This is a genomic window from Frankia sp. CcI156 (assembly GCF_001983015.1).
Lineage (GTDB): Bacteria > Actinomycetota > Actinomycetes > Frankiales > Frankiaceae > Frankia > Frankia casuarinae.
This window is the reverse complement of sequence record NZ_MOMD01000022.1, coordinates 77,171-90,819: the sequence shown is the minus strand read 5'-3', so window position 1 is coordinate 90,819 and position 13,649 is coordinate 77,171. Positions and strand designations below refer to the sequence as shown.

The window sequence follows — 13,649 nt, the reverse complement described above, 5'->3', positions numbered from 1 at the left end:
CGCGGCCCGAGCCCGGCTCTCAGGCTGCTACCTACGGTGACGATAGCCGTGGTCTACCGGGCCGATCCCCGCGCCGAGCGGAAAGCCGCTGGCCAGGGCGCCACTGACGTAGGCCTTGGCGGCCTGTGCGGCCTCGACGTGACCACGCCCCTGCGCCAGGTGCGCGGCGATCGCGGAGGCCAGCGTGCATCCGGTGCCATGGGTGTGCCGCCGGTCCAGGCGGGGGCTTCGGAGGACGACCTCGGTGGTCCCGTCGGTGAGCAGGTCGACCGCGTCGCCGGGAAGATGCCCGCCCTTCACCAGCACCCAGCGCGGGCCCAGGGCGAGCATCGCCTCGGCGGCTCTGGGCAGGTCGGCGACGTCCAGCACCTCCACCCCGGTCAGCAGACGTACCTCGTCGAGGTTCGGTGTGGCGATGGTGGCRCGGGGCATGAGCTCCGTACGGACCACCTCGACCGCCTCCGGGGACAGCAGGGGGTCGCCGTGCTTGGAGACGCTGACCGGATCGACCACGACGGGTACGTCGAGCCGCGAGAGTTCGGCGGCGACCAGCGAGACCAGAGCCGCGGAGGAGARCATCCCCGTCTTCACCGCGTCGACCCCGATGTCCGCCACGACCGCTCTGATCTGGGCTCGGACCGCTTCCGGAGGGAGATCCCACACACCATGGACGCCCAGGGAATTCTGTGCCGTCACCGCGACGATCGCACTCATGCCGTGGACGCCGAGGGCGAGCATCGTCTTGAGATCTGCCTGAATGCCCGCGCCGCCGCCAGAATCCGATCCGGCGATCGTCAGTACGCGGGGCGGGGCGGAGCTCGGTTCCGGCGGCGGCTCGCTCCGGATGCTCCGAGCGTTCACGTGTCTCCTATTCTTCGCTCTGGGTAGCTGCGTCGTGGTTGCCATCACAACCGGGTACCGAGCCGGCCAGCTGACCCCCACGATTGGGGTTCCGGATGAGGCCGGGYGACCCCTCGGTCGGTCCCTGTCGGCCGATCTGAGCAAATTCCTCGACCTCGGAGGCTCTCATCCGGGCCGTTTGCCTGTTACCTTCTGTCGGCCCGTAGTTCTGCTCGACGGGCTGTCGACGTCCGACGAGGGAGCGTCTGTGGTCCACGCGTACATCCTTATCCAGACCGAGGTCGGCAAGTCCTCCTCGGTTGCCAAGGAGATCGAGCAGATCCCCGGGGTCACCCAGGCCGAGGACGTCACCGGCCCCTATGACGTCATCGTCYGGGCGGAGGCGGCCACCGTCGATGACCTCGGGAAGATGGTCATGGCGAGAGTGCAGTCGGTCGACGGCATCACCCGCACGCTGACCTGCCCGGTCGTTCACTTCTGAGCTTCTCCGCCGCTGAAGCTCCTCCGTCCCGACGTGGGTCAGGTCGGCTCCGGGACGGGGGACCCGGTGGGCGCTCCCGGCTCCCGGCTCGCGCCCACCGCCGGGGCCGGGCCACCGGTGACGTCGGTGGCGCGCCAGAATCGGGACATGGCCACCGGTGGTGAGCAAGCCGAGCGGGGCCGACGCCCGGCACGGGGCGGGCGCCGGCCGGGGCGGTCATGTCGGTATCCGGTGTTCGTCGCCTCGTGGGTCCTGCTCGCGCTGGTCGGATGCGGCGGTCCCGGATCGATTCGGCTGACCAACGTGCCGATTCCCGCGGAGTCGGTCCGTTCGTCGTGCGTGGACCTGGTCCACGATCTTCCCCCGTCGCTCGGGGACGACCTCGACCGCCGGACACTGGACCCCCCACAGGCCACGGCGGCGGCCTACGGCGCGGCGCCGGTGGTGCTCACCTGCGGCGCGCCCRGTCTTCCGGCAAGCTACCGTCCCGATGCGATGCTGTCCGCCGTGGACGATGTGGGGTGGTTCGCCGAGAACCTGGGCGGCACGACGGTGCGCTATTCCACCCCCACGCGGCAGCCCCAGGTGGTTCTCACCCTGCCCGCCGACRTGCAGGCGTTCGAGGTACTCGTCTCGGTCGCCCCCGCCGTGCGGGCGCACAGCAGGTCGACGACATCCTGAGACGAGCTCCCGGCCATTCCCGCCCGGCGGAACGCCTCCACGCCGTCACGGGCCCGGGTGGCGCAGGTGCCGGGCGGTCAGCGCAGCCCCGCTCCGTCGCGCAGGGCCAGCCTGACGAGCCGGTCCACCAACTGCGGATAGGTGACCCCGCTCGCCTCCCACATCCGCGGGAACATCGAGGTAGGGGTGAAACCGGGCATCGTGTTGACCTCGTTGATGATCACATGGTCGTCGGCCGTGACAAACATGTCAACCCGCGCGAGCCCGGCACAGTCCAGGGCCTCGAACGCCGCGATCGCCACTCCCCGGACCTCCTCCCGTACCGCGTGGGACAGGTTGGCCGGGACGTCGAAGTGGGTGGCGTCGGACATGTACTTGGCCTCGAAGTCGTAGAAGCCGGCCGAAGASGTGACGGTGATCTCGGCGGRCACACTYGCCTCGGCACCGGGGCCGTCTAGAATTCCGAGGACCCCGCACTCGATCTCGCGGCCGACGATCGCCGACTCCACCAGGACCTTGGGGTCGCTGGCGCGGGCTGCCTTGATCGCGGTGTCCAGGTCCGCCCAGGCCTCGACCCGGCTGATCCCKATACTCGACCCGCCGCGCGCGGGCTTCACGAAGACGGGCAGCCCCAGCCGTTCCTGGTCGGCCCCGGTGAGTGTGTCACCGGCTCGCAGGACGGCGTAGGAGCCGACGGGAAGGCCGGCGGCCCGCAGCAGTGCCTTCATGTGTTGCTTGTCCATGGCGGCCGCGCTGGCGAACACCCCGGAGCCGACGTAGGGCAGGCCGGCCATCTCCAGGAGACCCTGGACCGTCCCATCCTCCCCAAAGGGGCCGTGGAGCAGCGGGAAGACCACATCGATGTCCCCGGGAATGTCGCTGCTCCCGAGAGCGTCGCTGCTCCCGAGGGTGTTCCTGACAGAGTCGAGGCCGCCGCGGGGGCGGCACGGCAACAGACCGGGCGTCGTCGGATCCGCGGCCAGGACGACGCTCTCACCGTGGGCCGCGACGACGGCGGGCAGTCGGTCTCCCGTCACCGCGAGGGCGGTCGGGTCGTCCGGCAGCACGACCCAGCGGCCATGTGTGTCGATGCCKACGGGGACGACGTCGTAGACGTCACGATCCAGGGCTCGCAGTACACCGCTGGCCGATATACAGGAGATCGCGTRCTCGGTGCTGCGGCCACCGAACAGGAGGGCGAGCCGAATCCGACGCCTGGAGCCTGCCATGCCGGGACACTAACGGATCGGCGTCGGTGACCGGCAGCGTACCCGACGTGGATGTGGCCGCGCTCCGCCTCGACCTCCACGGGAGGCCTGTGTCCGGTGACGCCCCGTCCGGCCGGAGTAACGTCCGGCCCGGAGGGCTCAGGCGCGAGAGACCTTGCCCGCCTTGATGCAGGAAGCGCAGACGTTCAGCCGCTTGGGGGTCCCGCCCACGACCGTGCGCACGGTCTGGATGTTGGGGTTCCACCGACGGCGCGTGCGTCGGTGGGAGTGGGAGACCGACATACCGAAGCCCGGCCCCTTGCCGCAGACGTCACACACCGAAGACACGAGAAACACTCCGTCGAAGTAGTAGCCGAAGTCGAAGTAGTACTGGTCCCGGTAGGCGTGCCCGGGACGTCAGGGGAGTCAGAACCAGAATCGTACGCAACCCGCGACCCTGACGGCGCCGCCGGGGGACGCGCGCAGTGGCGGCCCGCTTGAGGTTACCCCACCTTCTGTGGTCCAGTTCTGTGGTCCAGATGATGCGGCGGGAGCCGGTGGGTCTCGGTACTGTCGGTGCTCCGGTGCACTATCGGTGATGTGGTCGACCTCGACACGCCCCTGAAGGCCCTCGTCGGCGCGCGTGCCGCCGCCCTCCTGGCCGATGGTCTGGAGTTGAGGCTGGTCGGTGATCTGCTGGGGCACCTGCCCCGCCGGTACCATGAGAGAGGCGAGCTGACGGACCTCGCGGACCTCGTCGTCGGTGAGACGGTTACGGTCCAGGCCCGGGTCGAGAAGACGGAACGCCGCCCGATGCGCGGCACCCGGAAGTCGATGGTGCGCGTGACGGTGACGGACGGCCGGCATTCACTGTCGCTGACCTTCTTCAATCAGAGCTGGCGGGAGCGTGACCTACGTCCCGGGACGACCGCGCTGTTCGCCGGCAAGGTCGACGAGTTCCGCGGGCAGCGTCAGCTGACCAACCCGGAGGTCCAGCTCCTCGAACCCGAGGAGAGCGGGGAAGCCGTCAGCGGTGCGCCGTTCGCGAACGCGCTGGTTCCGATCTACCCCGCCTCCGCCAAGGTGCCGAGCTGGACGCTGGCGAGGTGCGTCCGGCTGGCGTTGGACTCTCTCGATCCCGTCGAGGATCCGTTGCCGGACGATCTCCGCAGCCGGTACCGCCTGCCCGCTCTGGCCGAGGCCTTCCGGCTGGTTCACCAGCCCGCGAACCGTGGTGAGATCGCCTCCGGTCGTCGGCGCCTCACCTGGGATGAGGCTCTGGTGTTGCAGGTGGCGTTGGCCCAGCGGCGTCGTGAGGTGGAGGCGCTGGCGACAACACCCCGGCCGCAGCGTCCGGATGGTCTGCTGGCGGCGTTCGATGCCGATCTGCCCTTCCCCCTCACGACGGGCCAGCGCGAGGTGGGGAAGACGATCGCAGCCGAGATCGGTCGGCCCGTTCCGATGCATCGACTGCTACAGGGAGAGGTGGGTTCGGGCAAGACACTGGTCGCCCTGCGGGCGATGCTCACTGTGGTCGACACGGGCGGCCAGGCGGTACTCCTGGCGCCCACCGAAACTCTTGCCGCTCAGCACAGCCGAAGCCTCCGGGAGATGCTCGGCGATCTGGCCCGGGCAGGGGAACTAGGAGCCGATCATCGGGCCACGCGGGTGACGCTGGTCACCGGATCGATGGGAGGGCGTGCGCGGCGGGAGGCTCTGGCGGAGATCGCGGACGGTTCCACCGGTCTGGTGGTCGGTACTCATGCCCTGCTGCACGATGAGGTGATTTTTAACGATCTTGGTCTGATCGTCGTCGACGAACAGCATCGTTTCGGCGTCGAACAGCGGGACGCACTGCGAGCGCGTGGACGACGTCCTCCCCACCTTCTTGTGATGACCGCGACACCGATTCCCCKGACGGTCGCGATGACCGTGTTCGGTGATCTCGAAGTCTCCGAGCTCACCGAACTGCCAGCGGGACGCTCTCCCATCGGGACGTTCGTGGTGCCGGCGAGCCAGAGATCCTGGACGGATCGAATGTGGGGACGAATCCGCGACGAGGTGGCCGCCGGGCATCAGGCCTATGTCGTGTGTCCCCGGATCGGTGYGGGCGGGGAGGACGGGGGCGGGGAGGATGATCCCGCCGAATCCTCGGCTGCCGGTCCGGATTCGCGAGCGTCCCGACCAGCTGCGACAGTGTGTGAGGTGCTGCCCCTGTTGGTGGATGGCGAGCTTGCGGACCTCAGGGTTGAACCGCTGCACGGTCGTCTCGCACCCGGGCAACGGGAGGCCACCATGAACCGATTCGCGGCCGGCGAGGTCGACGTGCTGGTCGCCACCACCGTCATCGAGGTGGGAGTGAACGTACCGAACGCGACAGTGATGGTCGTCCTGGACGCGGACAGGTTCGGCGTGTCCCAGCTGCACCAGCTGCGCGGGAGGGTCGGCCGGGGCACCGCGCCCGGCTGGTGTCTTCTGCATACAGCGGCCGAGCCGGGATCCCCCGCCTGGGAGCGGCTCAGCGCGGTCGCCGCCACCAGCGACGGGGCGAAGCTGGCCCGTCTCGACCTCGCGCAGCGTCGAGAGGGCGATGTGCTCGGGGCCGCCCAGTCCGGCGGACGACGATCCCTGAAGCTCCTGGAACTTCTTCGTGATGAGGACCTGATCCGCGACGCACGCGAGGAGGCCGGTCGCCTGGTTGACGACGACCCCGGGTTGGACCGGCATCCCGCACTGCGCCGGCTGCTCGACGCGGTTCTCGACGACACCAGTGTCGCCTTCCTCGAGAAGGGATGACCGGGTGGCCCGATGACGCGCATCATCAGTGGAACCGCGGGTGGTCGGCGGCTCGTGGTTCCACCCGGAACGACCACCCGTCCGACCTCGGAACGTGCCCGTGAGGGGTTGTTCAACACCTTGTCGACCTGTCTGGATCTGCGGGGTGCTCGGATTGCCGATCTTTATGCCGGGTCTGGTGCGGTCGGTCTGGAAGCGCTGTCTCGGGGTGCCACTCATGCTCTTCTCGTCGACCGCGATCCGGTCGTGATACGCACTCTGCGGCGGAACGTGACAGCGCTGGGACTGTCGGGCGCGAAGATCGCGCAAGCCGCGGTAGAGCGTGTGGTGCAGAACACCTCGGATAATCCCTACGACGTGGTTTTCYTCGATCCGCCGTACGCGATGCRCGATTCGGAACTCGGCGAAGTGCTGTCAAAGCTGCTGGCGGCCGCCTGGTTGACTGCGGACGGTGTCTGCGTTGTCGAAAGATCGCACCGCTCGGGCCCGGTCGCCTGGCCTGACGGGTTGTGTGCGCTGCGCGACCGGAGGTACGGGGAGGGTGCTCTCTGGTACGGTATTCGATCATGAGGAGGGCAGCCTGTCCCGGTTCATTTGATCCGATCACCAACGGTCATCTCGACATCATCGTCCGAGCGAGCAGACTCTTCGACGAGGTCGTGGTCGCCGTATCGATCAACAAGAACAAGGTCACCTTGTTCACCGTCGACGAGCGGATGGAGCTCATCAGAGAGGCCCTGCGTGATCATCCGATGGCGCCGTCCAACGTCCTGGTGGATGCGTCCCACGGGCTGATCGTCGATTTTTGTCGGAGTAGGGGTATCCAGTCGATCGTCAAAGGACTGCGTGCGGTCAGCGACTTCGACTATGAGCTTCAGATGGCGCAGATGAACAATTCGCTTGCGGGCGTGGAGACTCTTTTCATGAGTACGAACCCGCAATATGCCTTTCTGTCCTCCAGTCTGGTGAAGGAGGTYGCGCGTTACGGAGGTGACGTGTCGGGGCTGGTACCGGATGTGGTACTCAAACAGCTCCGTGAGCGCCTCGCTCAGTAACCCCCGCCGGGTGKGTAGCCGCCGACCGACTTCCGCCGGGCTCTCCCGCCGTTCCGGACTGTCCGGGCTCCGGGGCCGGTCGCGGGGGGCGAGCGGCACCCGAGCGGCTTCCTAGGCGGAGGTCCGCCGCCCGCCGGGCTCGGGTGTCCGGAGATCCCGGCAGCCTGATCGGATCGTCCGCGGCACCGATCGGATAGGCTAGGAGACCGTAGTAGCTGACCGGCGTTGGTAGCTGACCGGCTTGGTAGTTGACCGKCTGGAGTCTGTTCGTCGATCCTCTGGGAGGGTCCGGGYCGCTGGGAGGGTCCGGGGTGCCGCTGGGAGGGTCCAGGGTGCCGCTGGGAGGGTCCAGGGTGCCGCTGACGTCGGGCTGCCTCAGTCGTCAGCGACGCCGGGTAGCTACACCACCACGAAGGCCCTGTTTCGGCTGGCCTTCCTGACATTGACGTAGATGTGAATTCGACTGCCGCCATGACTGGATCCCACTTTCGCCGTCGGACCMCGAGGGGTCCCCTTGTACTGGACACCCGTGAGCTCGGTCGTCGGCCCGGGTCGATGCGGCTTGTCCGGGCGCAGGCGGAACTTCCCGCCGATCTCGGAACCGAGATGATGTGGGTGCCGGCCGGCGCAAGCGTCACCCTGGACCTGCGTCTCGAATCGGTGATCGAGGGTGTCCTGGTCAGCGGGAGCGTCGTGGCGCCGCTTCGGGGTGAATGTGCGCGCTGCCTGGACGACGTGTCCGAGGTCAGCATGGTCGAGTTTCGCGAGCTGTTCTACTACCCTGACCGAGCCGTGGACCTGGGTGAYGACGAAGATGCTCGGGTACTGATCGATGATCATGCGGACATYGAGCCCGTGGTGCGGGATGCCCTGGTACTCAACCTTCCGCTGTCACCCATCTGCCGTCCGGACTGTGCGGGACTCTGCGTGGACTGCGGGGTGCGTCTCGACGATGTCGAGCCTGGACATTCCCATGCGCGATCCGACCCGAGATGGGCGGCGCTGTCCGCGCTGGCCGGCAGCGGAGCGACGGGAACCGAGAAGGGTCGCACCGACCCTCATGAGAGCAAGGAGAAGGAATAGTGGCCGTCCCGAAGCGGCGCACCTCGCGCAGCAACACCCGGTCCCGGCGTTCGCAGTGGAAGGCCAAGGTGCCGACCCTCGCAAAGTGCTCGCGGGGGCACGTGATCCGGCCGCACACCGTCTGTGGCACGTGCGGCCGGTACAACGACCGTCAGGTGCTTGACGTCTGACCCGGTGTGACACGTATCGCCGTTGACCTGGTGGGGGAGGGGTTGCCTTCCGGGCCTCTCCTCGAGGCATTGCCCAGTGCGCTCGGCGCCGATCCGCATCTGGTGCTCACTCTGGTGACATCCGGTGATACCGTCCGGGATGACCTTGCTCGGCTGGGAATTGTGCCAGGCGAGCGCGTCCTGCTCGCCACGGCCGCTCGCAGCGTTTCGGCGGGCCCGGAGGCATTGCGTGAAGTGCGAGCACGTCGGGACTCCGGCGTCCKGGTGGCGGCGCGCCTGGTCCGTGACGGACATGCCGATGCGATGGTCTCGACAGCCCCGGCCGAAGCYGTGGTCGCCTCGGCTCAGTTCACCTACGGTCTGCTCCCCGGGGCGACACGGGCCACTCTCGCCTCGATTGTCGGCGGGGCGAACGCCCCCGTCGTGCTGTGCGACGCGGGGGCGACGGTTGATGTGACGGCGGACGAACTCGCCCAGTTCGCGGTCGCGGGCAGTGCATACGCCGCGGTTCGCTTCGCCGTCAACGCTCCCCGAGTCGGGCTTCTGACGGCGCGTCCAGCGCTTCCCGACACCTTGCGACGAGCCGCCGACGAGCTGCTCCGATCGCTCGATCTGCACTATGTCGGCCCGCTGACGGCTGATCGGCTCCTCGCGCCTTCGTGGACGGGCGAGCCGGGCGACGGCCAGAAGATCGATCATCGCCGTGGAGTTGACGTGGCGGTCACCGACGGATTCACCGGAGATGTCCTGATGTCCGTCATCCGCGGGATGCGATGGTGGGAATCTCATCGGGGTACGGGGCACCTGTCCAGGGCCGGTCTGGATCCGGGATGGGGAACGTTGGAAGATCCTGATGTGCGGGGGGGAACGATCGTGCTGGGGGTCGATGGTGTCGCGGTCCACGCGGAGCGGGCACCGGATGAAGCCGGCRACAGCCAGGCAGTCGGGCTGCTCGCGGCGCTGAGGGCGGCGTCGGTCGCGGTCCATGCGGACCTGGCCTCTCGGACCAGAGCGGCGATGGCGATCTTGGTGGCGCGTCRCCGGGCCCTGGCCGGGCTGGTCGGATGACCCGCCAGCTGCCACCCCCGCCGCCGCGGGACGGCCTGATCGAGGTACTCGAGGTCGCCATCGACCCCGAGCTGCTCGACCGCGCCCTCACACACCGCTCCTATGCCTATGAGAAGGGCGGCCTGCCMACCAATGAACGCCTGGAGTTCCTGGGCGATGCGGTGCTCGGTCTGGTGGTGACGGCGGCACTGTTCATCCGCCACCCGGATCTTCCCGAGGGGCAGCTCGCCAAGCAGCGGGCCTCGGTTGTGAACATGCGGGCTCTCGCGGACGTGGCACGGGGGATMGGACCCACCGGGCTCGGTCCGTACCTGCTGCTGGGCCGGGGCGAGGAGACCACCGGGGGGCGCGACAAGGCGAGCATTCTCGCCGACACCCTCGAGGCCATMATCGGGGCGGTCTATCTGTCCTCAGGCCTCGACGTGGCCTCCGGTTTCGTGCACCGTCTCTTCGATCCCTTGCTGGACGAGGCCGCCGGCCGAGGCGCAGGGCTTGACTGGAAGACCTCACTGCAGGAACAGACGGCGGTGCTGGCTCTCGGGCCGCCCGAATACATCGTCGAGGAGGCCGGTCCGGACCACGCGAAGCGATTCACCGCCTACGCGAGGATCGCGGGAGAGCCACTGGGCGAGGGCGAAGGGGGAAGCAAGAAGGAGGCCGAGCAGCGGGCGGCCGCCGCGGCTTTCGCGGTTCTCGAGGAACGGTCAGCCTTGGGGCGGGAGGACGGTTCGGGCGCGGACGTCGCCGGCGGAAATCACGAGAAGTCCGCCGTCGGCAGCCTTGATCACGATCAGGTCTCGGGTCTGTGAGAGTGGCTGATCATCAGCTGCCCCGATTCGCTTCCTGGGCGCTGGCGACAGGCTCGGTGGTGGCAACAGCTTCAGTGGTGGCAACAGCTTCAGGGGTGGCAACAGCTTCATCGAGCCACGTCGAGGGTCCGGTGTCATCCCACTGACCCGACCCGACGACCGGAGATCATGCCAGAACTCCCCGAAGTAGAGGTTGTTCGCCGCGGTCTGGAACGTGGTGTCGTCGGTCGCGTCATCGCATCGGTTGACGTCCACCATCCTCGTGCGGTGCGCCGTCATCTGGCCGGTGCCGCCGACTTCTCGGCGCTGCTCGTCGGCCGCCGGATAACGGCGGCACGACGCCGCGGCAAGTATCTGTGGCTGGTACTTCAGCCGCCGGTAGACCATGCGGCGTGCGCTCCGGTGGTTCCAGAAGAACCACCGGAGGAGGAATCAGCTGCCGTGCTGGCCGAGATGTCTCCGCCCGCCCTGCCCCCAGGTCATCCGGCTCAGGGGGATGCACTGATCGCCCATCTCGGGATGAGCGGACAGTTGCTCGTCGTTCCACCCGCCACCCCCGACCAGAAGCATCTGCGGATCCGGTTCGTCTTCACGGACGGAGGACGCGAACTGCGATTTGTGGATCAACGCACCTTCGGTGGCCTGGCGGTCGCAACGGGGGAAGCGGATCTGCCTGCTCCCGTCGCGCACATCGCCAGGGATCCTCTGGATCCCGCCTTCGACGAGCGGCTCGTCACGGAGAGGATGCGTCGACGCCGTACCGGCGTGAAGCGGGCCCTGCTCGATCAGACACTTGTCAGCGGGGTCGGGAACATCTACGCGGATGAGGCCCTGTGGGCCGCGAAGCTGCACTACGCGCGGCCGACCGAGACCCTCACCCGGGCGGAGGTCGGCAGGCTGCTGGGTTGCGTGCGGACGGTGATGATCGCGGCTCTTGAGGTGGGCGGTACGTCCTTCGACCGCCTGTACGTGTCGGCGGACGGAGTCAGCGGGCTGTTCGAACGGTCGCTACAGGTGTATGGCCGCGCGGGTCGGCCGTGCACACGATGCGGAGACGCGGTGCGCCGGGACGCTTTCATGAACCGGTCGAGCTTCACTTGCCCCACCTGCCAGCCGCACCCAAGACGGGCCAGGTGGTAAGGTTCGATCACACGTTCGAATCCMGCGGCTCTCGGGTGGGGTGCCGGGCGTGGCGTCCGCGATAGTCGGGTGGGGAGCCAGACCTGCCGCGGCGTTCACAGTTATCGCCTCGTCCAGGACCGAGACCGGGCTGCCGGGATCGGTGAGGCATCATCCGGCACGTCGGTTGGCTGGCCTGCCCCCGACGCGACATGGACGGAGACGCGATGAATCCGGATGCCCTGCTCGGTCGTATACGGAAGCTGTTGGCGATGGMGGAGGCGGAGGGGCTGAGCGAGGCCGCYCGCGAAACCTATAACAGCAAGGCGGCCGAGTTGATCGCCCAGTACGGGATCGACCGCGCGCTGGTCGAGGAGGCGTCGCCGCACCGCGTCGAGGCGGCTGACCTGGTGGTGGCCGTCGATCCGCCCTATGCCCGRGACAAGATCTCGTTGCTCGCGGGCATTGCCGCACCGCTTGGTTGCCGGCTCGTGTACCGGACCGAGCAGCGTGCAGTGGGGACGGGGCACTCCGCTCATCTGTTCGGGATGGATGCGGATATCCACCGCGTGCAGATGTTGTTCACCTCGTTGCTGGTCCAGCAGGCACAGGGATTGGCCCTCGCCCGTCCACCACGCCAGGAGGACCCGCGGGCGTTTCGTCGGTCGTGGATGGCAGGCTTCGCGGTGGCGGTGGCGGRGAGACTGACCAGGACGGAGCGGATGGCCCGGGAGCGGGCGCAGAYCCAGCAGACGCAGACCCGGGAGAACGGATCGGACCGGCCCTCGACGACGCCGTCGGTGGCCGTCGTCCTGGCGAATCGAAGCCAGCGGGTGGACGCGCACCTGGCAAGAGCCTATCCCAGGTTGCGAGCGCCAAGGACACGCCAGCTCTCTGGGAGCGGCGGTCGTGCGGGCTACCAGGCCGGCGAGCGGGCTGATCTTGGCCTGGGTAGCCGGGTGTCCAGCCGCGTCTCACCGGCGATCGGCATGAGGTAAATCGTATGGGTAGTAGTTACGCGTGGTACTGACTACTGCTTGCCGCCCGGCAGATTGGGCACCGCTGTCTGGGTAGGCCCTGCGGTACGCGGCGGGGCGTAGCCAGGACCAATAATCTTGTCTGCGCTGTCGACCGGCTCCGGGGTGACCTGGCGGTCACCATCGGTGCTCGCGCGTGGGACGGGTAGTGTGCCGCCGTCCTGAGAGAAGTTCTGGCCGCAACCGCTGAGAAGGAGTGCCGAGCCGAGAGCTCCACACGCGAGTAGCACGGCAGCGGACCGGCGGCGGAAACGTGGCCGGTCCGGCCGTTCMAGCCGATGATCACCCTGCCGCCGTGTCTCTTTCGGCCGGCCTGCCATGTCTGGGAAGTATGTGGTATCCACAATGGCCAGTACCCTACCGTGCTGATGAGCGATGTATCCGCGGAGCAGAGGGAGTCCGGACACGCCGTGGTCCGATTCACTGCCCGGGTCGCCGGCCTTGTCCAGGGCGTCGGCTTTCGTGACTACGTGCGTACCCGGGGCCGGCGCCTGGGCCTGGTCGGATCCGCCACCAACCTCCCGGACGGGGCGGTCGAGGTGGTCGCGGAGGGGCCGGAGCCGGCCTGTCGTGACCTTCTGCACTTGTTGATGACGGGTCACACCCMTGGGCGGACGGACAGGGTGGAGGCTGTGTGGCAGGTGGCGCAGAGTGATCTGACCGACTTTCGACGAAAGTGACTGGTTGCAGACGCTGCGTTGTCGGAACTGTCGTGGGTATGACCGTCCGCTTTTTGCATGTTCACCGGACCGGCTCGGGAGCATGTGGCATGCTCTTGACTTTCGGTCACTCGACATGGGAGCCTGGAGTCATTGTTTGGGGCGCACTCTGATCTGTTCGGATCTTGTGCTGTCTGACACCCACTAGGTCACTCATCGTGGAGGACCATCACTATGGCGAAGGCCCTTTTTGGCCACGTCGGTTCCGGCGGCGACTTGCGTCTCTCTTGCGAGGTGCGTCGGCTTCGTGCCCGAGTAGCGGAGCTCGAGGCAGAACTGGCTCGARTACGTGAGGTTAACGAGGCGTTGGTGGGTGGTGTCGACGTGCCGGAGKATGTCCGGGCGCTCGACGCCGAACCGGCGTTCAGCTGAGCTGGCGGGGCGTTCCTCGGGGAGGCGCCCCCTCGTAGTGGGTATGCCCGGTTACGTGGGCAAGACTCCGTTTCTACGGGCGTCATGATCGCTGAGATCGTCGAATCGGTCGTTTTCCCGGCTGGCTCGTCCCTGCCCAGTGATGTTGCCCGTGTGTCTCGGATCACTTTGGCGGCTCTATGTCCAGGAA

General features: G+C 67.8%; 16 protein-coding genes. 13 read left to right on the top strand and 3 right to left on the bottom strand.

Going from position 1 to position 13,649, the window contains the following annotated elements; genetic code table 11:
• Positions 1 to 27: 27 nt before the first annotated feature.
• Positions 28 to 861: a bifunctional hydroxymethylpyrimidine kinase/phosphomethylpyrimidine kinase gene (gene thiD / locus CcI156_RS10405; RefSeq protein ID WP_076805440.1), complete on the bottom strand. Its 834-nt coding sequence runs from the start codon at positions 859 to 861 to the stop codon at positions 28 to 30.
• Between the two features lie 247 nt (positions 862 to 1,108).
• On the opposite strand from thiD, the gene CcI156_RS10400 reads away from it, so the two are divergent.
• Complete coding sequence (locus CcI156_RS10400) at positions 1,109 to 1,342, top strand: Lrp/AsnC family transcriptional regulator (RefSeq protein WP_076805477.1); 234 nt, start codon at positions 1,109 to 1,111, stop codon at positions 1,340 to 1,342.
• A 66-nt stretch (positions 1,343 to 1,408) separates the two neighbouring features.
• Complete coding sequence (locus CcI156_RS10395; protein ID WP_254847365.1) at positions 1,409 to 2,023, top strand: DUF3515 family protein; 615 nt, start codon at positions 1,409 to 1,411, stop codon at positions 2,021 to 2,023.
• Positions 2,024 to 2,100: 77 nt separating this feature from the next.
• Here CcI156_RS10395 and CcI156_RS10390 read toward each other — a convergent pair whose 3' ends face one another.
• Both CcI156_RS10390 and rpmB read right to left on the bottom strand, forming a co-directional pair.
• Complete coding sequence (locus CcI156_RS10390) at positions 2,101 to 3,252, bottom strand: D-alanine--D-alanine ligase family protein (protein WP_076805439.1); 1,152 nt, start codon at positions 3,250 to 3,252, stop codon at positions 2,101 to 2,103.
• A gap of 138 nt (positions 3,253 to 3,390) precedes the next feature.
• Complete coding sequence (gene rpmB, locus CcI156_RS10385; RefSeq protein WP_011437984.1) at positions 3,391 to 3,579, bottom strand: 50S ribosomal protein L28; 189 nt, start codon at positions 3,577 to 3,579, stop codon at positions 3,391 to 3,393.
• Positions 3,580 to 3,831: 252 nt separating this feature from the next.
• Here rpmB and recG point away from each other — a divergent pair, with 252 nt between their 5' ends.
• The 11 genes from recG (at position 3,832) to CcI156_RS27695 (ending at position 13,459) form a co-directional block, all read left to right on the top strand.
• Positions 3,832 to 6,027, top strand: coding sequence for an ATP-dependent DNA helicase RecG (gene recG, locus CcI156_RS10380; RefSeq protein WP_076805475.1), 2,196 nt, complete (start codon positions 3,832 to 3,834; stop codon positions 6,025 to 6,027).
• A gap of 12 nt (positions 6,028 to 6,039) precedes the next feature.
• Positions 6,040 to 6,597, top strand: coding sequence for a 16S rRNA (guanine(966)-N(2))-methyltransferase RsmD (gene rsmD, locus CcI156_RS10375; protein ID WP_076805438.1), 558 nt, complete (start codon positions 6,040 to 6,042; stop codon positions 6,595 to 6,597).
• Positions 6,594 to 7,082, top strand: a complete 489-nt coding sequence (gene coaD / locus CcI156_RS10370) for a pantetheine-phosphate adenylyltransferase (protein ID WP_011437981.1) — start codon at positions 6,594 to 6,596, stop codon at positions 7,080 to 7,082. The genes rsmD and coaD overlap by 4 nt, the downstream gene beginning before the upstream one ends.
• Positions 7,083 to 7,553: 471 nt before the next feature.
• Positions 7,554 to 8,165 (top strand): DUF177 domain-containing protein, encoded by a 612-nt coding sequence (locus tag CcI156_RS10365; RefSeq protein ID WP_076805437.1) that lies wholly within the window; start codon positions 7,554 to 7,556, stop codon positions 8,163 to 8,165.
• Complete coding sequence (gene rpmF, locus CcI156_RS10360) at positions 8,165 to 8,335, top strand: 50S ribosomal protein L32 (protein ID WP_011437979.1); 171 nt, start codon at positions 8,165 to 8,167, stop codon at positions 8,333 to 8,335. Before CcI156_RS10365 ends, rpmF begins: the two co-directional genes overlap by 1 nt.
• Positions 8,336 to 8,341: 6 nt before the next feature.
• Complete coding sequence (locus tag CcI156_RS10355; RefSeq protein WP_076805436.1) at positions 8,342 to 9,403, top strand: phosphate starvation-inducible protein PhoH; 1,062 nt, start codon at positions 8,342 to 8,344, stop codon at positions 9,401 to 9,403.
• Positions 9,400 to 10,212 carry a ribonuclease III gene (gene rnc / locus CcI156_RS10350; RefSeq protein WP_011437977.1) on the top strand — a complete coding sequence of 271 codons (813 nt, stop codon included), beginning with the start codon at positions 9,400 to 9,402 and terminating at the stop codon, positions 10,210 to 10,212. The genes CcI156_RS10355 and rnc overlap by 4 nt, the downstream gene beginning before the upstream one ends.
• A 168-nt stretch (positions 10,213 to 10,380) precedes the next feature.
• Positions 10,381 to 11,352: a bifunctional DNA-formamidopyrimidine glycosylase/DNA-(apurinic or apyrimidinic site) lyase gene (gene mutM / locus CcI156_RS10345; RefSeq protein WP_011437976.1), complete on the top strand. Its 972-nt coding sequence runs from the start codon at positions 10,381 to 10,383 to the stop codon at positions 11,350 to 11,352.
• 206 nt (positions 11,353 to 11,558) lie between these two features.
• Complete coding sequence (locus CcI156_RS10340; protein WP_076805474.1) at positions 11,559 to 12,329, top strand: DUF2786 domain-containing protein; 771 nt, start codon at positions 11,559 to 11,561, stop codon at positions 12,327 to 12,329.
• Between the two features lie 407 nt (positions 12,330 to 12,736).
• Positions 12,737 to 13,048, top strand: coding sequence for an acylphosphatase (locus tag CcI156_RS10330; RefSeq protein ID WP_076805472.1), 312 nt, complete (start codon positions 12,737 to 12,739; stop codon positions 13,046 to 13,048).
• Positions 13,049 to 13,261: 213 nt separating this feature from the next.
• Positions 13,262 to 13,459 (top strand): hypothetical protein, encoded by a 198-nt coding sequence (locus CcI156_RS27695; protein WP_076805435.1) that lies wholly within the window; start codon positions 13,262 to 13,264, stop codon positions 13,457 to 13,459.
• Positions 13,460 to 13,649: the final 190 nt, after the last annotated feature.

Coding starts and splice junctions, on each gene's coding strand:
- mutM (WP_011437976.1), top strand. CDS start 10,381: ATGCCAGAACTCCCCGAAGTAGAGGTTGTTCGCCGCGGTCTGGAACGT.